Origin of the sequence: Pseudomonas sp. Marseille-P9899 (assembly GCF_903166565.1) — a bacterium.
Taxonomy (GTDB): domain Bacteria; phylum Pseudomonadota; class Gammaproteobacteria; order Pseudomonadales; family Pseudomonadaceae; genus Aquipseudomonas; species Aquipseudomonas huaxiensis.
Genome location: NZ_CAESCG010000005.1, coordinates 147288 through 169528, shown reverse-complemented (window position 1 = coordinate 169528; position 22241 = coordinate 147288). Strand labels below are relative to the sequence as shown.

22 protein-coding genes are annotated in these 22241 nt (G+C 63.0%); 10 read left to right on the top strand and 12 right to left on the bottom strand.

Features of this window, described 5'->3' with window-relative positions:
* Positions 1 to 119: 119 nt before the first annotated feature.
* The 5 genes from tauD to tauA (HWV67_RS23140) form a co-directional block, all read right to left on the bottom strand.
* Positions 120 to 953: a taurine dioxygenase gene (tauD, locus tag HWV67_RS23160; RefSeq protein ID WP_110971652.1), complete on the bottom strand. Its 834-nt coding sequence runs from the start codon at positions 951 to 953 to the stop codon at positions 120 to 122.
* 23 nt (positions 954 to 976) lie between these two features.
* Entirely contained in the window at positions 977 to 1813 is an 837-nt protein-coding gene (gene tauC / locus HWV67_RS23155; protein WP_175652941.1) for a taurine ABC transporter permease TauC, read from the bottom strand.
* Positions 1810 to 2604 (bottom strand): taurine ABC transporter ATP-binding subunit, encoded by a 795-nt coding sequence (gene tauB, locus HWV67_RS23150; RefSeq protein WP_110971650.1) that lies wholly within the window; start codon positions 2602 to 2604, stop codon positions 1810 to 1812. The genes tauC and tauB overlap by 4 nt, the downstream gene beginning before the upstream one ends.
* A gap of 14 nt (positions 2605 to 2618) precedes the next feature.
* Entirely contained in the window at positions 2619 to 3596 is a 978-nt protein-coding gene (tauA, locus tag HWV67_RS23145; protein ID WP_175652940.1) for a taurine ABC transporter substrate-binding protein, read from the bottom strand.
* Positions 3597 to 3918: 322 nt separating this feature from the next.
* Positions 3919 to 4893 (bottom strand): taurine ABC transporter substrate-binding protein, encoded by a 975-nt coding sequence (gene tauA, locus HWV67_RS23140; RefSeq protein WP_175652939.1) that lies wholly within the window; start codon positions 4891 to 4893, stop codon positions 3919 to 3921.
* A gap of 344 nt (positions 4894 to 5237) precedes the next feature.
* Between tauA (HWV67_RS23140) and HWV67_RS23135 the strand changes: the two genes are divergently transcribed.
* A complete protein-coding gene (locus tag HWV67_RS23135) occupies positions 5238 to 6566 on the top strand; it encodes an OprD family porin (RefSeq protein ID WP_175652938.1) in 1329 nt (442 codons plus the stop codon).
* 170 nt (positions 6567 to 6736) lie between these two features.
* Entirely contained in the window at positions 6737 to 7375 is a 639-nt protein-coding gene (locus HWV67_RS23130; protein WP_095159464.1) for a peroxiredoxin, read from the top strand.
* Positions 7376 to 7562: 187 nt separating this feature from the next.
* Here HWV67_RS23130 and ycaC read toward each other — a convergent pair whose 3' ends face one another.
* Positions 7563 to 8192, bottom strand: a complete 630-nt coding sequence (gene ycaC / locus HWV67_RS23125; protein WP_175652878.1) for an isochorismate family cysteine hydrolase YcaC — start codon at positions 8190 to 8192, stop codon at positions 7563 to 7565.
* 312 nt (positions 8193 to 8504) lie between these two features.
* On the opposite strand from ycaC, the gene ssuE reads away from it, so the two are divergent.
* From ssuE to HWV67_RS23095, 6 genes are all read left to right on the top strand, one after another.
* The gene (gene ssuE, locus HWV67_RS23120) at positions 8505 to 9098 is read left to right on the top strand and encodes an NADPH-dependent FMN reductase (protein WP_175652937.1); all 594 of its coding nucleotides are present in this window, start codon (positions 8505 to 8507) and stop codon (positions 9096 to 9098) included.
* A 98-nt stretch (positions 9099 to 9196) separates the two neighbouring features.
* Positions 9197 to 10162: a sulfonate ABC transporter substrate-binding protein gene (locus HWV67_RS23115; protein WP_175652936.1), complete on the top strand. Its 966-nt coding sequence runs from the start codon at positions 9197 to 9199 to the stop codon at positions 10160 to 10162.
* Positions 10163 to 10220: 58 nt separating this feature from the next.
* Positions 10221 to 11369, top strand: coding sequence for an FMNH2-dependent alkanesulfonate monooxygenase (gene ssuD / locus HWV67_RS23110; protein ID WP_110972056.1), 1149 nt, complete (start codon positions 10221 to 10223; stop codon positions 11367 to 11369).
* Between the two features lie 10 nt (positions 11370 to 11379).
* Positions 11380 to 12177, top strand: a complete 798-nt coding sequence (ssuC, locus tag HWV67_RS23105) for an aliphatic sulfonate ABC transporter permease SsuC (RefSeq protein ID WP_095159469.1) — start codon at positions 11380 to 11382, stop codon at positions 12175 to 12177.
* Complete coding sequence (ssuB, locus tag HWV67_RS23100; protein ID WP_175652935.1) at positions 12174 to 12986, top strand: aliphatic sulfonates ABC transporter ATP-binding protein; 813 nt, start codon at positions 12174 to 12176, stop codon at positions 12984 to 12986. The genes ssuC and ssuB overlap by 4 nt, the downstream gene beginning before the upstream one ends.
* Positions 12987 to 13014: 28 nt before the next feature.
* Positions 13015 to 13230, top strand: a complete 216-nt coding sequence (locus tag HWV67_RS23095) for a TOBE domain-containing protein (protein WP_009400132.1) — start codon at positions 13015 to 13017, stop codon at positions 13228 to 13230.
* 85 nt (positions 13231 to 13315) lie between these two features.
* Here the strand turns inward: HWV67_RS23095 and HWV67_RS23090 are convergent, their stop codons facing one another.
* From HWV67_RS23090 to HWV67_RS23075, 4 genes are all read right to left on the bottom strand, one after another.
* Positions 13316 to 13942, bottom strand: a complete 627-nt coding sequence (locus HWV67_RS23090) for a TetR/AcrR family transcriptional regulator (RefSeq protein WP_175652934.1) — start codon at positions 13940 to 13942, stop codon at positions 13316 to 13318.
* Position 13943: 1 nt separating this feature from the next.
* Complete coding sequence (gene gshA, locus HWV67_RS23085) at positions 13944 to 15527, bottom strand: glutamate--cysteine ligase (protein ID WP_175652933.1); 1584 nt, start codon at positions 15525 to 15527, stop codon at positions 13944 to 13946.
* 197 nt (positions 15528 to 15724) lie between these two features.
* On the bottom strand, positions 15725 to 16108 hold the full coding sequence (locus tag HWV67_RS23080; protein ID WP_075805926.1) for a PaaI family thioesterase: 384 nt from the start codon (positions 16106 to 16108) through the stop codon (positions 15725 to 15727).
* Entirely contained in the window at positions 16108 to 18426 is a 2319-nt protein-coding gene (locus tag HWV67_RS23075; protein WP_175652932.1) for a Tex family protein, read from the bottom strand. The genes HWV67_RS23080 and HWV67_RS23075 overlap by 1 nt, the downstream gene beginning before the upstream one ends.
* 243 nt (positions 18427 to 18669) lie before the next feature.
* Here HWV67_RS23075 and ompR point away from each other — a divergent pair, with 243 nt between their 5' ends.
* Both ompR and HWV67_RS23065 read left to right on the top strand, forming a co-directional pair.
* Positions 18670 to 19410, top strand: a complete 741-nt coding sequence (ompR, locus tag HWV67_RS23070) for an osmolarity response regulator transcription factor OmpR (protein WP_095159473.1) — start codon at positions 18670 to 18672, stop codon at positions 19408 to 19410.
* 126 nt (positions 19411 to 19536) lie between these two features.
* A complete protein-coding gene (locus tag HWV67_RS23065) occupies positions 19537 to 20850 on the top strand; it encodes an ATP-binding protein (protein WP_095159474.1) in 1314 nt (437 codons plus the stop codon).
* On the opposite strand, the gene rimK is transcribed toward HWV67_RS23065, so the two are convergent.
* Together rimK and rimB are read right to left on the bottom strand one after the other, a co-directional pair.
* Positions 20847 to 21752 carry a 30S ribosomal protein S6--L-glutamate ligase gene (gene rimK, locus HWV67_RS23060; RefSeq protein WP_095159475.1) on the bottom strand — a complete coding sequence of 302 codons (906 nt, stop codon included), beginning with the start codon at positions 21750 to 21752 and terminating at the stop codon, positions 20847 to 20849. The genes HWV67_RS23065 and rimK overlap by 4 nt on opposite strands.
* Positions 21749 to 22231, bottom strand: a complete 483-nt coding sequence (gene rimB / locus HWV67_RS23055; protein WP_175652931.1) for a retropepsin-like aspartic endopeptidase RimB — start codon at positions 22229 to 22231, stop codon at positions 21749 to 21751. Before rimB ends, rimK begins: the two co-directional genes overlap by 4 nt.
* Positions 22232 to 22241: the final 10 nt, after the last annotated feature.

The window sequence follows — 22241 nt, the reverse complement described above, 5'->3', positions numbered from 1 at the left end:
CTCCCACAGGAACCAGGTTGGTCACAGAACCTGTGGGAGCCGGCCTTGCCGGCGATGAGGCCATCACCAACAGCAGAGCACTCAGATCGATCCACAGCCCATGGGCTGTGGATAACCCATCAAAACGGCACATCCCCCAGGATCGTCGCCCGATGCATTACCCGCCGCGCCGGCCGGTAATCATCCACCGCGTAATGCTGGGTCACGCGGTTATCCCAGAACGCCACGTCGTTTTCCTGCCAGCGCCAGCGAATGGTGAACTCAGGCCGGGTCGCGTGGGCGAACAGGAATTTCAGCAACGCCTCGCTTTCCGCTTCGCTCAGTTCGTTGATGCGGGTGGTAAAGCCGTCGCTGACGAACAGCGATTTGCGCCCGCTCACCGGATGCGTGCGGATCACCGGATGGGACAGCGGCGGGTTGGCGCGGCGGGTGGCTTCCCAGCGTTCCAGGTCTTGCGGCGTGGAACCGAAGCGGGCCAGCGGGAACGACTTGGTGAAGTCGTGGGTCGCGGTCAGTCCGTCCAGCAGGGTTTTCAACGGCGCCGACAGTGCTTCGAACGCGGCAATACCGCTGGCCCACAACGTGTCGCCGCCGTAGGCCGGCAACTGTTTGGCGGCCAGTACCGCGCCCAGTGCCGGGGTCGGCAGGAAGGTCACGTCGGTGTGCCAGATGGCGTTGTCGCGCACGTCGGTGACGGCGGTGTCGAGCACCAGCACCTGCGGTGTTTCCGGCACGTTGGGGTAGATCGGATGAATATGCAGGTCGCCGAACTGCGCGGCGAAATTCGCCTGCTGCTGCGGGTTGATCGGCTGTTCGCGGAAGAACAGCACCTGGTGGATCAGCAGCGCTTGCTCGATGGCATCGCGTGCTTCGGCGCTGATGTCGCGGCTCAGGTCAACGCCACTGATTTGGGCTCCGAGCGCGGGGCTCAGCGGGGTAATGATCAGGCTCATGTCTGTCTCACTAATACGGTTATTCAGTGGCTCTGGCCGTGCCAGGGCACCAGCTTGCGTTGCAGGGCGCGCAGGCCCATTTCCAGGGCGAAGGCGATCAGGGCGATGACCAGAATGCCCAGCACGACGACGTCAGTGACCAGGAACTGCGCCGCCGACTGGACCATGAAACCCAGGCCGCTGGTGGCAGCGATCAGCTCGGCGGCGACCAGGGTCGACCAGCCGACACCGAGGCCGATACGCACGCCGGTGAGGATGTCTGGCAAGGCGCTCGGCAGGATCACGTGGCGAATCAGTTGCACCTTGCTCGCGCCCAGCGAAAGCGCTGCGCGCAGCTTGGCCGGGTCGACGGTGCGCACGCCGGTCGCGGTGGCAATGGCGATCGGGGCGAAGATCGCGAGGTAGATCAGCAGCACTTTCGACAGCTCGCCGATGCCGCACCAGATCACGATCAGCGGCAGGTACGCCAGCGGTGGAATAGGGCGGTAGAACTCGATCAGCGGATCGAGAATGCCGCGGGCGATGCGGTTGCTGCCGATGGCGATGCCGACCGGGATCGCGGTGAGAATCGCCGCACCCAGGGCCAGGCCGATACGGCTCAGGCTTGCACCGAGGTGCTGCCACAAGGTCGATTCCATGTAGCCCTGGGTCAGCAGCAGCCAGGCCTTGCCCGCCACCGCTTCGGGTGAGGGCAGGAACAGCGGCTCGATCCATTCCGCGGCCGTCACCAGCCACCACACCAGCAGCAGACTGGCGAGGGTCAGGCCGCTGATCCAGCGGGTGCTCAGGGAGCGCCGCACCTTGGTCGGGTGCGAAGCGATGGAAGGTTTGGCCGTCACCGGCAGGTCCAGACTGCTCATGCGAACTCCTGCCGCCCGGCGGCGCTGCGTTGAGAGAAGACTCGCGACAGCACGTGCTCGCGGGTTTCGATAAAGCGTGGATCGGACTTGATCGAGCGGGCCGATTCACCGGCCGCATAGCGTTGGCCGAAGTCCAGGTGCAGGCGCTCGACCACACGGCCGGGGTTGGGCGCCAGCAGGATCAGGTCGGTGGCGAGGAACACCGCTTCTTCGATATCGTGGGTAATCAGGAATACCGGTTTGGCGGTGCGCTGCCAGACTTGCAACAGCAGCTCTTGCATCTGTTCGCGGGTGAAGGCATCGAGTGCGCCGAAGGGTTCGTCCATCAGCAGCACCCGTGGATCGGCGGCCAGCGCGCGGGCCAGGCCGACGCGCTGTTTCTGGCCACCGGACAACTGCCAGATGCGCCGCGCGGCGAAATCGGCGAGGTCCACCAAGGCGAGCATTTCCCGCGCCTTCTGCTCCCGCTTCGCACGGGACACGCCGGCCAATTCCAGGCCGAAGCCGACGTTGGCCAGCACATCCTGCCAGGGCAACAGGGCGTCATCCTGGAACACCACGCCGCGCTCGGCGCTCGGCCCTTGCACCGGCACGCCGTCGAGGGTGATGCGCCCGGCGCTCGGGCTGACGAAGCCGGCGATCAGGTTGAGCAGCGAGGTCTTGCCGCTGCCGGACGGGCCGAGGGCCACCAGCAATTGCTGCGGGCCCAGGCTCAGTGAGATGTCGGACAGCACAGGCTCGGCGGCGCCGGGGTACTGTGCGCTGATGCGCTCCAGTTGTAACAGGGCCATGACGACTCCGTGACTCAGTTGGTGATGAACGACGCGCTGACGTACGGCGAGTAATCCGGCAGCACGGCTTCGACCTTGCCTTGTTCCTTGAGGAAGGTGGCGGTGTCGGTGATGGCCTTGGTAGTCGGCGCGCCGAGGGCGGCAACCTGGTCGGCGGCCAGCGGGAACACGTTGCCTTGCAGCAGGGCCGGGATGTCGCTGGCCTTGGCGCCGGACAGCTTCACCAGCTTGTCGACGTTGCTCTTGTCCGCGAGCCAGGCTTGCGGGTCTTTGCGGTAATCGGCGTAGGCATCGAGGGTCACTTTGGCGAAGGCCTTGACCACTTCAGGGTGCTTGGCGGCGAAGTCCTTGCGCACGATCCAGGCGTCGAAGGTCGGTGCGCCTTTCTTCGCCAGTTCGCCGGAGGTGATCAGCACCTTGCCGTTTTCCTTGGCCACGCCCAGCGCTGGGTCCCAGACGTAGGTGGCGTCGATGTCGCCGCGCTTCCAGGCAGCGGTGATCGCCGGTGGCGCGAGGTTGAGGATCTGCACCTTGGCCGGGTCGATGTTCCACTGCTTCAGCGCGGCCAGCAGGCTGTAGTGACCGGTGGACACGAACGGCACGGCGATCTTCTTGCCGACCAGATCCTGCGGCGAATTGATGCCGGCGCCATCGCGGGCGACCAGGGCTTCAGCGGCGCCGATTTCGGTGGCGATCAGAAAGGTTTCCACCGGCAGTTTGCGCGTAGCGGCGGCGGCCAGCGGGCTGGAACCGAGGTAGCCGATCTGCACGTCGCCGGAGGCTACGGCGGTGATCACGTCAGCGCCGTTGTCGAATTTGCGCCAGTCGATGCTGGCCTTGCTGGCTTGCTCATAACGGCCATCGACCTGGGCGACTTTGGCCGGGTCGACGGTGGTCTGGTAGGCGACGGTAAGGTCCGCAGCCTGGACAAAAAATGCAGCACCGGCCAGGGCCAGGGCGGAGAACAGGCGCAGTGGGGCGAAGAAGGTCATGTTGAACTCCTGGTCAGGCGGAATAGGGTGGGAAGTGGTGAAAGACTAATTGATCTAAGAAATCGTAAATAAATAACTTTTTCGAATTAGCTTAGGAGACAAAGGAAGGGAGGCTGTAGAACGAGGGTGCCGGACCTTGTGGGAGCGGCTTTAGCCGCGATTGGGCGCGTAGCGCCCACAAAACCGGTATCCCAGGTGTATCAGTCTGAGCGGGGATTCAGGTTTTACGACGGCTTCGCCGCCGTTCGCGGCTGAAGCCGCTCCCACAGGGGAGTTAGCAATCTTTCAGATTTTGAGCAAGGCCGGTGCGAGGCCACCGAAGCTACTGCACGAACTTCGCACTCACGAACGGCGAATAATCCGGCAGCACCGTCTCCACCTTGCCTTGCTCCTTGAGGAATTTCGCCGTCTCGGCAATGGCAGCAGGCGTCTGGCTTTGCAGCAGCGCCGGTTGTGCCTGGGCATCGGGGAACGCGGAGCCGGCCAGCAGCTCAGGCACGTCCGCCGGGTTGGCGCCCGTCAGCTTGGCGATTTTCTGCACCGGCAACGAATCCGGCGTCCACTGCGCCTTGTTGGCGGTGTAGTCGGCGAAGGACTGCAAAGTGACCTTGGCGAACTTGGCGACCACGTCCGGATGCTTCTCGGCGAAGTCCTTGCGCGCGACCCACACCTCGAACGTCGGCGCGCCCCAGCCACCCACTTCGGCGGCGTCGGTCAGGGTCTTGCCGGTCTTGCGGATCTCGCCCAGCGCGGGCGACCAGACGAAGGCGCCGTCGATGTCGCCACGCTTCCACGCCGCGGCAATTTCCGCGGGTTGCAGGTTCACCACTTTCACCTGGCGGGTATCGAGGTTCCAGTGCTTCAGCGCGCCGAGCAGGCTGTAGTGCGAGGTGGATACGAACGGCGTGGCGATGGTTTTGCCCACCAGGTCCTGCGGGCTGTTGATGCCGCTGCCGTTGCGCACCACCAGCGCCTCGGCGGCGTTGATCTGCGCCGAAACGATAAAGGCGACGATCGGCAGCTTGCGCGACGCCGCCGCTGCCAGCGGGCTGGAACCGAGGTTGCCGATCTGCACGTCGCCCGAGGCGATCGCGGTGACCACTTCCGGGCCGCTGTTGAAGCGTCGCCAGTCGATTTTCTCGCCGATGGCCTGCTCGTAGGCACCGTCCGCCTGGGGGACTTTGCTGGGGTCGATGCCGGTCTGGTAGCCGACCGTGATCCCGGCGGCGTGGCTGACCAGGGTCAAGCCGGTGAGGGCGAGGGCGGTGAATAATTGGAGCGGGAGCGAGGGCTTCATGGTGGCCGGTTCCTGGGAGGGGAAAGCCATAAAACTAATTGATCTAAGAGCGCTTATATAAATACGTTTTGGTAATTAGCTTATGTATGAATGCTTTGTGAAAATTTTGTGAGATATTCCGAAAAAATCTTAAAAAAACACAAATAATTCTTTTTCGATTTATCAAATTGTCATTATCCTTCGACCCCAGCGCGGCGCATTAGACCAAAGTCGCGAAACGACTAGTTACGATTGACTTGGTGGTCACCCTTTGGTGCTAATCGCCCACCGACGGCTAGCAGGGCATCAGATCCTGCCGCCAACGAACCACAAGAATTAGAAACAAACTGAGGAGCAATTCATCTATGAAGAAGTCGACCCTGACTCTTGCCGTGGCCCTTGGGGTTCTGGCCCAGCAAGCAGGCGCTGCCGGTTTTATTGAAGACAGCAAAGCTACGTTGAAGCTGCGTAACTTCTACATCAACACCGACAACCGTAACCACGGCACCAACACCACGTCCAACTACCAGGAAGAGTGGGGTCAAGGCTTCCAGCTCGACTACACCTCCGGTTTCACCGAAGGCACTGTAGGCTTTGGTGTGGATGCGATCGGTCTGTTGGGCATTCGCCTGGACTCGGGCAAAGGCCGCCACGGTAATCCGACCAGCGCTTCTTACGCCGGCTCGGTCTTCCCGACCGAAGGCGACGGCCGTGCCGTCAATGACTTCTCCAGCCTGGGCGCTGCTGCCAAGGTAAAAGTTTCCCAGACCGAACTGCGTTACGGCACCCTGCTGCCGAAGCTGCCAGTCATTTCCTACAATGACGGTCGCCTGCTGCCGCAAACCTTCGAGGGTGGCCAGATCACCTCGAACGAGATCAAGGACCTGACCCTGATCGGCGGCCAGATCGAGCACGTCAAAGGTCGTAACTCGACCAACAACGAAGGTCTGTCCATCGCTGGTGCCAACAACGCCCGTACCGGTCAGTTCAGCAATCAGTTCCGCTATGCCGGTGCCGACTACAAGGTCACCAAAGACCTGCTGCTGCAGTACTACTACGGCAACCTGGAAGACTTCTACAAACAGCACTTCCTGGGCGCGGTACACAACTGGGCAATCGGCCCGGGCACTCTGAAGTCGGACTTCCGTTACTTCCACAGCACTGATGACGGTGCGAACAGCAACGATCCGACCCATTACACAACCGGCTATTACGGTGGCACCACCACCAAAGGTAAGGTCGACAACGATCTGTGGAGTGCTCTGTTCCTGTACACCGTCGCAGGTCACACCTTCGGTGGCGGTTATCAGCAGAGCCGTGGCGACAGCGACTTCCCTTGGCTGAACCAGGGTGATGGCTCGTCCAACTACACCATCACTGACTCGCAGATCCAGAAGTTCGGCCGTGCCGGCGAGCGTACCTGGCAGGCTCGCTACGCCTACGACTTCGCCAAGGTTGGCCTGGCTGGCGCTACCGCTGGCGTTACCTACCTGAAAGGCGACAACATTGAGGCCGCCATCGGCGACCGTACCGAGTGGGAACGCGACATTACCCTGGCGTACGTGGTACCGGAAGGCTCCCTGAAGGGCCTGGGCATCATGTGGAAAAACGCCACCTGGCGCAGTGACATCGCCAACACCAAGGACCAGGACGAAAACCGCCTGATCCTGAGCTACTCCATCCCGCTGCTGTAACCCGCCGCGAGATACACCAACGCCCGCCCGGCTTTATGCCGCGCGGGCGTTGTTTTGTCTGTAATTCGTTATTTCTTTCAGGTCTAAATAAATCAATATTTATTCTTTTTAATTCGGCGCAACCACAGGCACAGTGAAGCCATCACGCACTTAGCCCAAGGAGCCGCACCATGAGCCTCAGACTCGGCGATATCGCCCCCGACTTCGAACAGGATTCCAGCGCTGGCAAGATCCGCTTCCACGAGTGGCTCGGCGATAGCTGGGGCGTGCTGTTCTCGCACCCGGCCGACTTCACCCCGGTGTGCACTACGGAACTGGGCTTCACCGCCAAGCTGAAAGAGCAGTTCGCCGAGCGCGGCGTCAAGGCTATCGCGCTGTCCGTCGACCCGGTCGATTCCCATCACCGCTGGATCGAAGACATCAACGAAACCCAGAACACCACGGTCAACTTCCCGATCCTGGCCGATGCCGATCGCAAGGTGTCCGACCTCTATGACCTGATCCACCCCAACGCCAGCGACACCCTGACGGTGCGTTCCCTGTTCGTGATCGATCCGAACAAGAAGATCCGTCTGACCATCACCTACCCGGCCAGCACCGGCCGCAACTTCCACGAAATCCTGCGGGTGATCGATTCGTTGCAGCTCACCGACAACCACAAGGTTGCGACCCCGGCCAACTGGCAGGACGGTGATGAAGTGGTGATCGTGCCGTCGCTCAAGGACGAAGAAGAAATCAAACGCCGCTTTCCGAAGGGCTACCGCGCGGTCAAGCCATACCTGCGCCTGACCCCACAGCCCAACCGCTGACAGACCGTTTTCATCGTAGTGCTTTAGCCATCGCAGGGATTTTCGGGCCGTTTCGACGGCCCTTTTTTTTGCCTGTGAATATTTGGGCCTGCTTTGCAGGCCATCGCGAGCAAGCTCGCTCCCACAAAAGCTTGAGCGCCTGTGGGAGCGAGCTTGCTCGCGAAGGGCCGCAGAGCGGCCCCCGCTTTTACTTGCCAGCAGTCAGCGCGTTATAGCTGGTCATCAGATTCCGATAATCCGGAATGTGATTCGAGCACAGCGCCGCCAGACCTTCGACATCGTTGCGCCAGTCGCGGTGCAGCTCACAGGCCACGCCGAACCAGGTCATCAGTTGCGCGCCCGCCGAACTCACACGGTTCAAAGCGGCATCGCGAGTCATCTCGTTAAAGGTGCCAGAAGCATCGGTCACCACAAACACTTCAAATTCTTCTTCCAGTGCCGACAGTGCCGGGAACGCCACGCACACCTCGGTGACCACACCCGCAATGATCAGTTGCTTCTTGCCGGTAGCCTTCACCGCTTTCACAAAGTCCTCGTTGTCCCAGGCGTTGATCTGACCAGGGCGAGCGATGTACGGGGCGTCCGGGAACAGTTCTTTCAGTTCCGGCACCAGTGGGCCATTGGGGCCTTGTTCGAAGCTGGTGGTGAGGATGGTCGGGAGGTTGAAGAACTTGGCCAGATCCGCCAGGGCCAGGACGTTGTTCTTGAAACGGTCCGGCTCGATATCGCGCACCAGGGACAGCAGGCCAGCCTGGTGATCCACCAGCAGGACAGCGGCGTCGTCTTTGTTCAGGCGGTTGTATTTGAATGCGGTCATGGTCGTTGCTCCTAAAGGTTCTGATCTTCGTAAAGGGTGGTGTTTCGCGTTGATGGGAAAAGATTAAATTCAGAACCCTTGGTGCGGTAGATAGTGAAAATTGGCTTTAGCGTTCCTTATTCAGAACGATAGAGTTTGCACAGGTACAGCAGTGACAATCCGCGGTCTGGCATAAAGCCCATATCTCTAAATCACATAAACAAATGAAAAAATATGATTTATCGATATATATACCCACCTGTTAAGGTCACTCCATTCCAGCGAGCACACTAACTCGCGGCCCTTCAGAACAGTTCTAAGGAAGCGCTTTCCATGTTGGTCGTTTCTATTGGTGGTAGCCCCAGCCTGCGGTCACGTTCCGGTGTGCTGCTCGATCGCTCCCGGGACTGGCTGCAAGGCCAGGGTGTGGAAGTGGTGACGTTCCAGGTACGGGACTTCCCGGCCGAGGACCTGCTTCACGCTCGCTTCGACAGCCCGCACGTGCAGCACTTCCAGCAGTTGGTGGAACAGGCTGACGGCCTGATCGTCGCTACCCCGGTCTACAAGGCGTCCTATTCCGGCGCGCTGAAAACCCTGCTCGACCTGCTGCCCGAACGCGCTCTGCACCACAAGGTGGTCTTGCCGATCGCCACCGGTGGCAGCATCGCCCACATGCTGGCGGTGGACTACGCACTCAAGCCGGTGCTCTCGGCCCTCAAGGCGCAGGAGACCCTGCAAGGGATCTTCGCCGACGACAGCCAGATCGCCTACGGCCAGGGCAACAGCCCGGCCCACCTGGCGCCTGCCCTGGAGCAGCGCCTGAACGAATCGCTCGACACGTTTCATAGCGCCCTGGCCCGTCGGCCACGGCCCGTGGCGCCTGGCGTCCTGAACGAACGCCTGCTCAGCGCCCGCTGGAGTATCTGAGCCGCGACACCGGATTCATCGCATTACCCCCACCTTACTCGCCCGATAACGAGGCAAGCAGGTGCAGCCAACAACCCAACCGCAAATAGGAGAGCGCAATGCGCACTGTCATTTTGCGTCGTGGCCTGGTCGCTCTGTTTGCTGCGGCTGTGTCCTTCGGCGCCATTACTCAAGCTCAAGCCGAAACCCTGCGTATCGGTTATCAGAAATACGGCACTCTGGTGCTGCTCAAGGCCAAGGGCACGCTGGAAAAGCGTCTCGCCGCCCAGGGCGTGCAGGTGCAATGGACTGAATTCCCCGGCGGCCCGCAGCTGCTGGAAGGCCTCAACGTCGGTTCGATCGACTTCGGCGTGACCGGCGAAACCCCGCCCGTGTTCGCCCAGGCCGCCGGTGCCGACCTGCTCTACGTTGCCTACGAGCCGCCAGCCCCGCACAGCGAAGCGATCCTGGTGCCGAAGGGTTCGACCATCCAGTCGGTCAAGGACCTGAAGGGCAAGAAAGTCGTCCTGAACAAAGGCTCCAACGTGCACTACCTGCTGGTCCGCGCCCTGGAAGACGCCGGCCTCAAGTACACCGATATCCAGCCGGTATTCCTGCCGCCCGCCGACGCCCGTGCCGCCTTCGAGCGTGGCAGTGTCGATGCCTGGGTTATCTGGGACCCGTACCAGGCTGCCGCCGAACAGCAACTTCAAGCCCGCACCCTGCGTGACGGCAAAGGCATTGTCGACAACCACCAGTTCTACCTGGCGACCAAGCCTTACGCACAACAGCATCCGGAAGTGATCAGCGCGCTGGTGGACGAGGTTCGTGCCGTTGGCGAGTGGTCCAAGGCCAACCCGCAGGAAGTGACCGATCAGGTCGCGCCGCTGCTCGGCCTGCCGGCCGACATCACCCTGACCTCGGTGAAACGCCAGGGCTACGGTGCGCAGTTCCTGACCCCGGAAGTAGTCGCCGCGCAACAGAAGATCGCCGACACCTTCGCGACCCTCAAGCTGATTCCAAAGCCGCTGAGCATCAAAGACGTGATCTGGACGCCACCGGCCAAGGTCGCTACGGCGCCTTGACGTTTTGCCCGCGCCGGGGCGCCGCCCCGGTCTGAGCCACCCTTAGGAGACAACTCCAATGAGCCTCAACGTTTTCTGGTTTCTACCGACCCATGGCGACGGCCATTACCTTGGCACCGCCGAAGGCGCTCGCGCTGTCGATCACGGTTATCTGCAGCAGGTCGCACAGGCAGCGGATCGCCTGGGCTTCGGCGGCGTGCTGATCCCCACCGGGCGTTCCTGCGAGGACTCCTGGCTGGTGGCGGCATCGCTGATCCCGGTGACCCAGCGGCTGAAATTCCTGGTGGCCCTGCGCCCGGGGATCATTTCGCCAACCGTGGCGGCGCGTCAGGCAGCAACCCTCGACCGGCTGTCCGGCGGGCGTGCGCTGTTCAACCTGGTGACCGGTGGCGACCCTGAAGAACTGTCCGGCGACGGCCTGTTCCTCAGCCATGAAGAGCGTTATCAGGCTTCCGTGGAGTTCACCCGCATCTGGCGTCGGGTGCTGGAAGGCGAGACGGTCGATTACGACGGCAAGCACATCCAGGTCAAAGGCGCCAAGCTGCTCTACCCACCGGTTCAACAACCGCGTCCGCCGCTGTATTTCGGTGGTTCGTCCGAGGCTGCCCAGGATCTGGCTGCCGAACAGGTCGAGCTGTACCTGACCTGGGGCGAGCCGCCCGCCGCAGTTGCCGAGAAGATCGCGGAAGTCCGTGCCAAGGCCGCCAAACTGGGCCGCACCGTGCGCTTCGGCATCCGTCTGCATGTGATCGTGCGGGAAACCAACGATGAGGCCTGGAAAGCCGCCGAGCGTCTGATTTCGCATCTGGACGACGACACCATCACCCGTGCCCAGGCCTCCCTGGCGCGTTTCGACTCCGTAGGCCAGCAACGCATGGCCGCGCTGCATGGCGGCAACCGCGACAACCTCGAAGTCAGCCCGAACCTGTGGGCCGGCGTCGGCCTGGTGCGTGGCGGTGCTGGTACTGCGCTGGTCGGCGACGGTCCGACTGTGGCGGCACGGGTCAAGGAATACGCTGACCTGGGCATCGACACCTTCATCTTCTCTGGCTACCCGCACCTGGAAGAGTCGTACCGCGTCGCCGAACTGCTGTTCCCGCATCTGGATATCGAGCGCCCGTCGCTGCCGCAAGAGCGGGGCTTCGTCAGCCCGTTCGGCGAGATGGTCGCCAACGACATCCTGCCCAAAGCCGCGGCACAGCGTTGAGGATCGCAGCATGAGTCGTTCTTCTTCCACCCCGTGGACGCAGCGCCTGGCCCCCTGGGCCTTGCCGATCGCGCTGCTGGCGATCTGGCAACTGGCGGTCAGCGCCGGTTGGCTGTCGACGCGCATCCTGCCGGCACCAAGCGCGGTGATCACCGCCGGTGTCGAACTGGTGCGCAGCGGCGAGATCTGGACCCACCTGGCGATCAGCGGCTGGCGTGCTGGCCTCGGCTTCGTTATCGGCGGCAGCATTGGCCTGGCGCTGGGCTTTATCACCGGCCTGTCGCGTTGGGGCGAGCGCCTGCTCGACAGCTCGGTGCAGATGATCCGCAACGTGCCGCATCTGGCGCTGATCCCGCTGGTGATCCTGTGGTTCGGCATCGATGAGTCGGCGAAGATTTTCCTGGTGGCCCTCGGCACCCTGTTCCCGATCTACCTGAACACGTACCACGGCATTCGCAACGTCGATCCGGCGCTGGTGGAAATGGCCCGCAGCTACGGCCTCAGCGGTTTCTCGCTGTTCCGTCAGGTGATTCTGCCGGGTGCGCTGCCATCGATCCTGGTGGGTGTGCGCTTTGCCCTGGGCTTCATGTGGCTGACCCTGATCGTGGCCGAGACCATTTCGGCCAACGCCGGCATTGGCTACCTGGCAATGAATGCCCGTGAATTCCTGCAAACCGATGTGGTGGTCCTGGCCATCGTTCTCTACGCGGTGCTCGGCAAGCTTGCCGACCTCGCTGCCCGTGGCCTGGAGCGCGTCTGGTTGCGCTGGCACCCGGCCTATCAACCGAGCAAGGGAGACGGCGCATGACCATTCTCAAGGAGCAACCGCCACGGCTGCTTCGCGGTATTCCGCTGGCCGTACGCAACGTCGAGAAAACCTTCGGACAGCGCAAGGTCCTGCGTGACATCGACCTGCACATTCCGGCCGGCCAGTTCGTCGCCATCGTCGGTCGCAGCGGCTGCGGCAAGAGCACATTGCTGCGCCTGCTGGCCGGTCTCGACCAGCCTTCCGCCGGACAATTGCTGGCGGGCAGCGCACCGCTGGCCGATGCCCGCGAAGACACCCGGTTGATGTTCCAGGAAGCGCGCCTTCTGCCCTGGAAACGGGTGATCGACAACGTTGGCCTGGGCCTGCAAGGCAACTGGCAGGAACAAGCCCGCAAGGCACTGGAGGCCGTCGGCCTGGCTGACCGCGCCAATGAATGGCCGGCCGCGCTGTCCGGTGGACAGAAACAGCGTGTGGCCCTGGCCCGCGCGCTGATCCACCAACCACGCCTGCTGCTGCTGGACGAACCGCTGGGGGCGCTGGACGCCCTGACCCGGATCGAAATGCAGCAACTGATCGAAGACCTCTGGCGCAAGCATGGCTTCACCGTGCTGCTGGTCACCCACGACGTTGCCGAAGCGGTAGCGGTCGCCGACCGGGTGATCCTGATCGAGGACGGTGAAATCGGCCTTGACCTGCTGGTGGACCTGCCACGGCCGCGGGCGCGTGGATCGCACCGCCTGGCCGCGCTGGAAACCGAAGTATTGAACCGTGTTCTTTCGGTCCCGGGCACCCCGCCCGAGCCCGAACCCGTAGCACCCTTGCCTACGCAACTGCGCTGGGCTCATTGACCTCAGAACCTACAAAGGAAGCAAGCAGATGACTATCAAAGCGATCAACGTGCGTAACCAGTTCAAGGGCACCGTCAAAGAAATCCTGGAAGGTCCGGTCCTGTCGGAAATCGACGTACAGACCGCCTCGGGCATCGTCACTTCGGTGATCACCACCCGTTCGGTAAAAGAACTGGAACTGACCATTGGCAGCGAAGTGATTGCCTTTGTGAAATCCACCGAGGTGTCCATCGCCAAGCTGTGATTTGTGTGGCATATCGCGAGCAAGCTCGCTCCTACAGAGACTGGGAACACCGATCCCTTGTAGGAGCGAGCTTGCTCGCGATTGCTTAACGCTTAGGCAAAAACGGCGGCAGATAAAGCCCCAGATACGCCTCGAACACCCGCATCCCTTCCTCCGCCATTCGCGGCGTGATCTGCCCGTGCAACTGCATCGACCGGGCATACACCCGATCTCCCAGTTCCATCGCCAGGGCGAACACGTCCACGTCACGCGGCAGCTCCGGTAAACGGAAATGCTCCTCGAACAGCTTGTGCATCAGGTCGCCCAGCTCGATATCGTGCTGACGGTCCGCCTGGGTCACTTCGCTCAAACCATGCTGGGCCAGGATCAACTGCCGCGCCGCGGCGTCCTGGTGGTAGATCTCCAGCATGCGCATTTCCACCAGCCGCGAGAGGTCCCGCCAACTGTGCAGGGTCTGCGGGTCGATGGGCGCTTGCAGGCAGGCGCGGAAGGCGCTGTGAACGTCTGCGGTGAGGGCCTCGAGCAGCGCCGGGACGCTGGCGAAGAAGTGATACACGGACGAAGGCGGGATCTGCGCCCGCTCCGCCACGCTGTAGATCGACAGGCTGGCCACACCTTCGCTGGCCAGCAGGGTGCGGGCCGCGTCGAGGATCGAGTCGATCCGCGCCTGGCTGCGGGCGCGGGGTTTGCGAGGTGTGGTACCGCGACTCATATCAGTTGCTGATCGCCAGGATGCTGGCCTGGTAGGCGCCGACAAACAGGTCGAAGTCGCCGACTTCCTGTTTCTCCAGCTCGGCCTGTTCTTCCAGCGACTTGCGCGCTAGCGCTTCGAAACGCGCTTGCTCGTCCGCCGGCAGCGGCTCGCTACGCAGGAACTCGGCATGCAGCTGGCTCTGGCGCAGGGAGAAGCGGGCGAAGCTTTCCTGGTGTTCGGTCATGCTCGCCAGCACCTGCGCCGATGGGGTCAGCGACGGATCGTCGACCTTGGCGGTCTGTACGTGCAGGGCACGGGCGTGCTCGTCGCCGCCATGGGCACGGTCGAGCAGTTCGGCCAACGGCGCGATGCGTTCCAGCAACTCGCTGGCCCACGCCTTCAGCGTCACCGGTTGGCCGTCGCGTTGCAGTTCCAGGCCAGGGCGGCGGCCCTGCTTGACCACATTGAGGAAGTTGTCGGTGCACTGGCCGCACTCGCCATTGCCCAGCAGCGGGCTTTCTTCCAGCGCGCAGAACAGCAGGAACGCATCGAGGAAACGCGCTTGCGGCAGTTCGACGCCGGTCGGCAGGAACGGGTTGATGTCCAGGCAGCGCACTTCGATGTACTGGATACCGCGGGACATCAGCGCCTGGATCGGCCGCTCGCCGGTGTAGGTCACACGCTTGGGGCGGATATTGGAGTAGTACTCGTTTTCGATCTGCAGGATGTTGGTGTTGAGCTGCACCCACTCGCCATCCTGGTGTGTGCCGACTTCGACATACGGCGGATACGGCGTGGCCACGGCGCGGCGCAGGCTGTCGGGGTAGCTGTTCAGATCGTTGTAGCAAGGGGGCAGGCCGGCCTGGGCGTTGCTCTGGTAACCCAGGTCGCTCATGCGCAGGCTGGTGGCCCAGGGCAGGTACAGGGTGTCGGCGTCGAGGGCTTCCAGTTGATGCGGGCGACCGCGCAGGAAACCGGCGTCCAGCGCCGGCGACGCACCGAACAGGTACATCAGCAGCCAGCTATAGCGACGGAAATTGCGGATCAGGGCGATGTAGGCCGACGACTGGAACTCGCGGTCGTCGCCCTCATGGCCTTCGGCTTCGCGCAGCAACGGCCAGAGTTTTTCCGGCAGCGAGAAGTTGTAATGGATACCGGCGATGCACTGCATGGTGCGGCCGTAGCGCAGGGCCAGGCCCTTGCGGTAGACGTACTTGAGCTGACCGATGTTGGAGGTGCCGTACCAGGCGATCGGGATATCTTCCTCGGCCGGCAACGGGCACGGCATCGACGGACTCCACAGGTACTCGCTGCCGAGCTTGCTGTAGGCGAAGCGATGGATGTTTTCCAGGCTTTCGAGGGTCTTCGCGGGATCGGCCAGCGCTGGCGTGATGAACTCCAGCAGCGACTCGGAATAATCGGTGGTGATCTGTTCGTGGGTCAGGGCGGCGCCCAGAGCCTCGGGGTGCGGCGTCTGGGCCAGACGACCGTCCTCTGTCACGCGCAGGCATTCACGCTCGATGCCGTGCAGGCACTGCTTGAGCAGAGAGAGGTTGTCGCCCTGGCCGAGCAGGCTCAGGCGGCGGTTGAGAAGTTCGCTCAAGATGGATTCCTTCACACGTCAGTCGCCGCAATATGGGGGTGGAGGTGACGGTCTACAAGGGTGGACAGAGGAACTGGCGTTGTCGCCTGGTTTTCGCAGGGAATCGGCAGCGCCCGCGCACTGCCGAAAGTACCGCAAATTGGGAGTTTTCGGCTAGATCTGTAGGAAAAGCGCCCGCGCAATGGCGGGCAAAGTTTTTACAGCGCGGCGAAGGTTCCCTGTGCCTTCGCCACCAGTTTGTCGCCCTGGAAGACGTCGGCGTCGAGCACCAGCGTGCGCCGTCCGGCGTGCAACACCCGGGCGATGCACAGCACCTCGCCCTCGCTCACGGCCCGCACGTAGTTGATCTTGCATTCCAGCGTCACGCTGCGCCGATCAAAGCCATGGCTGCTGGAGCAGGCCAGCCCCATGGCGATGTCGACCAGGCTGAAGATCGCGCCGCCATGCAGGAAGCCGCCGCGATTGCGCAAATGCGGCTCCAGCGCGAGGGCCACCTCTGCAACGCCTTCTTCAAGGCGTTGCAGACGGCAGCCCAGCAACTGGCTGAAGGCGCTCTGAACGATGTCTTCAGGCGCGTCCATTACTTCTTCTTCAACTGCTTGGCGTTGGCGAACAGCGAGGCCATGGCGTTATTGGCAGGCGGCGGGGTTTCCTTGACCCGTGCCGGCGCACCTTGCTGGCGCGGCGCGGAACCTGGACGGCTGCCACGGGCACCATCGACTTTCTCGCCCGGGGTGTCGCTCATGCGCATCGACAGGCCTACGCGTTTGCGCGGGATGTCCACTTCCATGACCTTGACCTTGACCACGTCGCCAGCCTTGACCGCTTCACGCGGGTCCTTGATGAACTTCTCGGACAGCGCCGAGATGTGCACCAGGCCGTCCTGGTGCACGCCGATATCGACGAAGGCACCGAAGTTGGTGACGTTGGTGACCACGCCTTCGAGGATCATCCCCGGTTCCAGGTCCTTGAGGTCTTCGACGCCTTCCTGGAACTCGGCGGTCTTGAACTCCGGACGCGGGTCGCGGCCCGGCTTGTCTAGTTCCTGGAGGATGTCGGTGACGGTAGGCAGACCGAAGGTTTCGTCGGTGTATTTCTTCGGGTCCAGACGCTTGAGGAAACCGCTGTCGCCAACCAGCGAGCGGATATCACGGTCGGTCTCGGCGGCGATGCGCTGCACCAGCGGGTAGGCTTCCGGGTGAACTGCGGAGGCGTCCAGCGGGTTGTCGCCGTTCATCACGCGCAGGAAGCCGGCGGCCTGTTCGAACGTTTTTTCGCCCAGGCGGCTGACTTTTTTCAGCGCCGCGCGGGTCTTGAAGGCGCCGTTGGCGTCACGGTGGCTGACGATGTTCTGCGCCAGCGTCGCGTTGAGGCCGGAGATACGCGCCAGCAGCGCCACCGAGGCGGTGTTGACGTCGACGCCGACGGCGTTCACGCAGTCCTCGACCACCGCGTCCAGGCCACGGGCCAGTTTCAGTTGCGAAACGTCGTGCTGGTACTGGCCGACACCGATGGATTTCGGATCGATCTTCACCAACTCTGCCAGCGGATCCTGCAGACGGCGGGCGATGGACACCGCACCACGGATCGTCACGTCCAGATCAGGGAATTCACGGGCGGCCAGCTCGGACGCCGAATACACCGAGGCGCCGGCCTCGGAAACCATGATCTTGGTGATCTTGAGGGCAGGGTACTTCTTGACCAGTTCGGCGATCAGCTTGTCGCTTTCACGGCTGGCGGTGCCGTTGCCGATGGCGATCAGTTCCACCGAGTGCTTGGCGCACAGCGCGGCAATCACGGCGATGGTGCGGTCCCAGTCGTTTTTCGGTGCGTGCGGGTACACGGTGGTGTAGTCCAGCAGCTTGCCGGTGGAGTCGACCACGGCCACCTTGCAGCCGGTACGCAGGCCCGGGTCGAAGCCCAGGGTCGCGCGCGGGCCGGCGGGAGCGGCGAGCAGCAGGTCGTGCAGGTTACGGGCGAAAACGTTGATTGCCTCGCCCTCGGCGTTGTCGCGCAGTTCGCCGAACAGGTCGGTTTCCAGATGGCTGTAGAGCTTGACCTTCCAGGTCCAGCGCACCACTTCGGCCAACCACTTGTCGGCTGGGCGGCCCTGGTTAGCGAGGCCGAAACGCTCGGAAATCATCATTTCGCACGGGTGCAGGGTGCCCGGCAGTTCTTCGCCGACCTTCAGCGCAGCGGACAGCACGCCTTCGTTGCGCCCGCGGAAAATCGCCAGGGCACGGTGCGACGGCACGCTCTTGAGCTGTTCGTCGTGTTCGAAATAGTCGCGGAACTTGGCGCCTTCCTCTTGCTTGCCGGCCACCAGGCGGGCGCTGAGGGTGGCTTCCTGGGTGAGGAAGGTGCGCAGTTTTTCCAGCAGGCTGGCGTCTTCGGCGAAGCGCTCCATGAGGATGTACTTGGCGCCTTCCAGCGCGGCCTTGACGTCGGCAACACCCTTTTCGGCATCGACGAAGCGCGCGGCTTCGGTTTCCGGGGACAGTTGCGGGTCGTTCAGCAGACCGTCGGCCAGCTCGCCGAGGCCGGCTTCCAGGGCGATCTGGCCCTTGGTGCGGCGCTTCTGCTTGTACGGGAGATAGAGGTCTTCGAGGCGGGTCTTGGTGTCGGCCAGCTTGATTTCGCGGGCCAGTTCGGGGGTCAGCTTGCCCTGTTCCTCGATGCTGGCCAGGATGCTGGCGCGGCGATCGTCGAGTTCGCGCAGGTAGCGCAGGCGCTCTTCGAGGTTGCGCAGTTGGGTGTCATCCAGGCTGCCGGTCACTTCTTTGCGGTAACGGGCGATAAAAGGCACCGTGGAGCCTTCATCAAGTAGAGCCACGGCCGCCTCGACCTGTTGCGGGCGGACGCCGAGTTCTTCGGCGATGCGGCTGTTGATGCTGTCCATAAAACCACCTGACAAATTGTGAATGCTTGGGCCGCGGAGCCCGCGCCGCAGGGGCGCCGGAGCAAGGCGGCTCTCGGTGAAAAGCGGCGCATTATACCCAGCGCACCGGGCTTGCGGTGATAGCCGCTGGCCAGCTTGCAGGACCGTTCTGCTGGCACATGGGGAAAAATCTGCTAACAATGCACACGGCACTGTCAAATGGCGGCTAAGCCATAATGCGCGCCGAGATTAAAGGAGCGACCCATGAGCAGCACTGCACAAACAGCCGAAGGCGAAAAAATCCTCATCGTCGACGACGACCCGGGCCTGAGCAGCCTGCTGGAGCGATTCTTCACCAGCAAAGGCTACCGCGCGAGGGCTGTACCGAACGTCGAGCAGATGGACCGCCTGCTGGCGCGTGAAGTCTTCAACCTGGTCGTCCTCGACCTGATGCTTCCCGGTGAAGACGGCCTTTCAGCCTGCCGCCGGCTGCGCGCGGCGAACAATCAGGTCCCGATCATCATGCTCACCGCCAAGGGCGACGAGCTGAGCCGGATCAAGGGCCTGGAACTGGGCGCCGACGACTACCTGGCCAAGCCGTTCAACCCCGACGAGCTGGTTGCGCGGGTCAAGGCGGTGTTGCGTCGGCAGACGCCTTCGGTACCGGGTGCTCCGGGCAGCGAAGACGAAACCGTCACGTTCGGCGACTACGAGCTGTCGCTGGCCACCCGCGAACTCAAGCGGGGTGAAGAAGTACACATGCTCACCACCGGCGAATTCGCGGTGCTCAAGGCCTTGGTCATGCACGCTCGCGAGCCGCTGACCCGCGACAAGCTGATGAACCTGGCCCGCGGTCGTGAATGGGATGCGCTGGAGCGTTCCATCGACGTGCAGATCTCGCGCCTGCGCCGGATGATCGAGCCGGATCCTTCCAAGCCGCGTTACATCCAGACGGTCTGGGGCGTCGGTTATGTGTTCGTGCCGGACGGTAATGCCGGCAAGTGACCCCTCGTTTCAGGGAGTGAGTCATCAACAGCAGGGCCACCGCAGGGTTGCCCTGCTTTTGCATGAAGCGAAAGCCGTAAAGCCCGCGAGCCGCGCTCGTGCCTGCCTAGTGTGTAGCCGTTGTCCATGAAAACCCCGCTGTGGTTCCCGCAAAGCTTTTTCGCCCGCACCCTGTGGCTGGTGCTCATCGTCGTCCTGTTCTCCAAGGCGCTCACCCTGGTCTATCTGCTGATGAACGAGGATGTGCTGGTTGATCGCCAGTACAGCCACGGCGTCGCCCTGACCCTGCGGGCCTACTGGGCGGCGGACGAGTCGGACCGGGAAAAGGTCGCCGAGGCCGCCGGGCTGATACGGGTGACCGGCAACGGCGTACCCGAGGGTGAACAGCACTGGCCTTACAGCGAGATCTACCAGCGCCAGATGCAGGCCGAGCTGGGCGCCGACACCGAAGTCCGGCTGCGCGTGCACTCGCCGCCGGCGTTGTGGGTGAGGGCGCCGAGCCTGGGCGACGACTGGCTGAAAGTCCCGCTTTACCCGCATCCGTTGCGTGGCCAGAAAATCTGGAACGTGCTTGGCTGGTTTCTCGCCATCGGCCTGCTTTCCACAGCCTCGGCCTGGATCTTCGTGCGTCAGCTGAACCAGCCACTCAAGCGCCTGGTGTTCGCCGCGCGGCAACTGGGCCAGGGCCGCAGCGTGCGTTTGCCGGTCAGCGATACGCCCAGCGAGATGACCGAGGTCTATCGCGCCTTCAACCAGATGGCCGAGGACGTCGAGCAGGCCGGGCGCGAGCGTGAACTGATGCTCGCCGGGGTTTCCCATGACCTGCGCACGCCGCTGACCCGGCTACGGCTGTCGCTGTCGCTGATGGCCAATGACAGCGACCTGACCGACGATATGGTCCGCGACATTGAAGACATGGATGCGATCCTCGATCAGTTCCTCGCCTTCATTCGCGACGGTCGGGACGAGCCGGTGGAGGAGGTGGACCTGAGCGATCTGGTCCGCGAGGTGGTCGCGCCGTTCAATCAGCCTGAGGAGCAGGTGCGCCTGTGCCTTGAGCCGATCCCGCCGTTTCCGCTACGCCGGGTATCGATGAAGCGCCTGTTGAACAACCTGATCGGCAACGCCCTGCACCATGCCGGGCAGGGCGTCGAAGTGGCGGCCTACGTTTCCGGCGACACCAGCGCGCCCTACGTGGTGCTGAGCGTGCTGGACCGTGGCGCCGGGATCGATCCCGGCGAGCTGGAAGCGATCTTCAACCCGTTCATTCGCGGTGACCGTGCCCGGAGTGGCAAGGGCACCGGCCTGGGCCTGGCGATCGTCAAGCGGATCGCCGCCCAGCACGGCGGCAACGTCGAGTTGCGCAACCGTTCGGGCGGCGGCATCGAAGCCCGAGTGCGCTTGCCGCTGGGGCTTCTGCTGCCTCGGGACGCTGTTTAACCCTTCCCTTTGGTGCGGGTCAGATTTGGCCCGCCGTTCTTTTCCAAATGCTCGATGATCATCCCGGCAACGTCCTTGCCGGTGGTGACCTCGATGCCTTCCAGGCCCGGTGAGGAATTCACCTCCATCACCAGCGGGCCGTGATTGGACCGCAGGATATCCACACCGGCGACGCTCAGGCCCATGACCTTGGCGGCGCGGATCGCGGTCATGCGCTCTTCGGGCGTGACCTTGATCAGGCTGGCGGTGCCGCCGCGGTGCAGGTTGGAGCGGAATTCGCCCGGCTTGGCCTGACGCTTCATCGAGGCGATGACCTTGTCGCCGACCACGAAGCAGCGGATATCGGCGCCGCCGGCTTCCTTGATGTATTCCTGGACCATGATGTTCTGCTTCAGGCCCATGAACGCCTCGATGACCGATTCGGCGGCCTTGGTGGTTTCGCACAGCACCACGCCGATGCCCTGGGTGCCTTCGAGCACCTTGATCACCAGTGGGGCGCCGTTGACCATCTGGATCAGGTCGGGGATGTCGTCGGGGGAGTGGGCGAAGCCGGTGACCGGCAGGCCGATACCGCGCCGCGACAGCAACTGCAGCGAGCGCAGTTTGTCCCGGGAGCGGGCGATGGCCACGGATTCGTTGAGCGGGAACACGCCCATCATTTCAAACTGACGCAGCACGGCGCAGCCATAGAACGTCACCGAGGCACCGATACGCGGGATCACCGCGTCGAAGCCTTCCAGCGGCTTGCCGCGATAGTGGATCTGCGGCTTGTGGCTGGCGATGTTCATGTAGGCGCGCAAGGTGTCGACCACCACCATTTCATGGCCCCGTTGCGTGCCGGCTTCGACCAGGCGACGGGTGGAATACAGACGCGGGTTCCGCGACAGCACAGCGATCTTCATGCAACACCTGTGGAAGGGGTAATGGTGGCCGGGAACACCGGCTTGTCCTGAACGTATTTGACGCCTGGGTTGACCACCAGCTGGCCATGCACCAGTGCCTTGGAGCCGAGCAGCAGGCGGTAACGCATGGCCTTGCGACAGGCCAGGGTGAATTCGACTTCCCAGACCCGGTCACCGAGCGCCAGTGGCGTGCGGATCACGTAGCGGACCTGGGCCTGGCCGTTGGAGCTCTTGATGGTCTTCATCGTGACCAGTGGCGCTTCACAGCGGCGGTGGCGCAACTGCACGACCGAACCCAGATGGGCGTTGAAACGCACCCATTGCTCGCCGTCACGCATGAACGGTTCGACCTCGGTGGCGTGCAGGCTGGAGGTGCTGGCGCCGGTGTCGATCTTGGCGCGCAGGCCGGCCAGGCCGAGGTCTGGCAGGGCCACCCACTCGCGCAAACCGATAACGCTCAAATGATCAAATGTCTTCACGATGCACAAC

What these genes read in the sequence shown, in the direction of transcription:
- HWV67_RS23080 (WP_075805926.1), bottom strand. Translation starts at nt 16,108, where the DNA reads ATGGACGCGCCTGAAGACATCGTTCAGAGCGCCTTCAGCCAGTTGCTG.
- tauA (WP_175652940.1), bottom strand. Translation starts at nt 3,596, where the DNA reads ATGACCTTCTTCGCCCCACTGCGCCTGTTCTCCGCCCTGGCCCTGGCC.
- tauD (WP_110971652.1), bottom strand. Translation starts at nt 953, where the DNA reads ATGAGCCTGATCATTACCCCGCTGAGCCCCGCGCTCGGAGCCCAAATC.
- HWV67_RS23075 (WP_175652932.1), bottom strand. Translation starts at nt 18,426, where the DNA reads ATGGACAGCATCAACAGCCGCATCGCCGAAGAACTCGGCGTCCGCCCG.
- tauA (WP_175652939.1), bottom strand. Translation starts at nt 4,893, where the DNA reads ATGAAGCCCTCGCTCCCGCTCCAATTATTCACCGCCCTCGCCCTCACC.
- HWV67_RS23065 (WP_095159474.1), top strand. Translation starts at nt 19,537, where the DNA reads ATGAAAACCCCGCTGTGGTTCCCGCAAAGCTTTTTCGCCCGCACCCTG.
- ssuB (WP_175652935.1), top strand. Translation starts at nt 12,174, where the DNA reads ATGACCATTCTCAAGGAGCAACCGCCACGGCTGCTTCGCGGTATTCCG.
- tauC (WP_175652941.1), bottom strand. Translation starts at nt 1,813, where the DNA reads ATGAGCAGTCTGGACCTGCCGGTGACGGCCAAACCTTCCATCGCTTCG.
- HWV67_RS23090 (WP_175652934.1), bottom strand. Translation starts at nt 13,942, where the DNA reads ATGAGTCGCGGTACCACACCTCGCAAACCCCGCGCCCGCAGCCAGGCG.
- HWV67_RS23095 (WP_009400132.1), top strand. Translation starts at nt 13,015, where the DNA reads ATGACTATCAAAGCGATCAACGTGCGTAACCAGTTCAAGGGCACCGTC.
- rimK (WP_095159475.1), bottom strand. Translation starts at nt 21,752, where the DNA reads ATGAAGATCGCTGTGCTGTCGCGGAACCCGCGTCTGTATTCCACCCGT.
- ssuC (WP_095159469.1), top strand. Translation starts at nt 11,380, where the DNA reads ATGAGTCGTTCTTCTTCCACCCCGTGGACGCAGCGCCTGGCCCCCTGG.
- ycaC (WP_175652878.1), bottom strand. Translation starts at nt 8,192, where the DNA reads ATGACCGCATTCAAATACAACCGCCTGAACAAAGACGACGCCGCTGTC.
- HWV67_RS23115 (WP_175652936.1), top strand. Translation starts at nt 9,197, where the DNA reads ATGCGCACTGTCATTTTGCGTCGTGGCCTGGTCGCTCTGTTTGCTGCG.
- HWV67_RS23135 (WP_175652938.1), top strand. Translation starts at nt 5,238, where the DNA reads ATGAAGAAGTCGACCCTGACTCTTGCCGTGGCCCTTGGGGTTCTGGCC.
- tauB (WP_110971650.1), bottom strand. Translation starts at nt 2,604, where the DNA reads ATGGCCCTGTTACAACTGGAGCGCATCAGCGCACAGTACCCCGGCGCC.
- HWV67_RS23130 (WP_095159464.1), top strand. Translation starts at nt 6,737, where the DNA reads ATGAGCCTCAGACTCGGCGATATCGCCCCCGACTTCGAACAGGATTCC.
- ompR (WP_095159473.1), top strand. Translation starts at nt 18,670, where the DNA reads ATGAGCAGCACTGCACAAACAGCCGAAGGCGAAAAAATCCTCATCGTC.
- ssuD (WP_110972056.1), top strand. Translation starts at nt 10,221, where the DNA reads ATGAGCCTCAACGTTTTCTGGTTTCTACCGACCCATGGCGACGGCCAT.
- ssuE (WP_175652937.1), top strand. Translation starts at nt 8,505, where the DNA reads ATGTTGGTCGTTTCTATTGGTGGTAGCCCCAGCCTGCGGTCACGTTCC.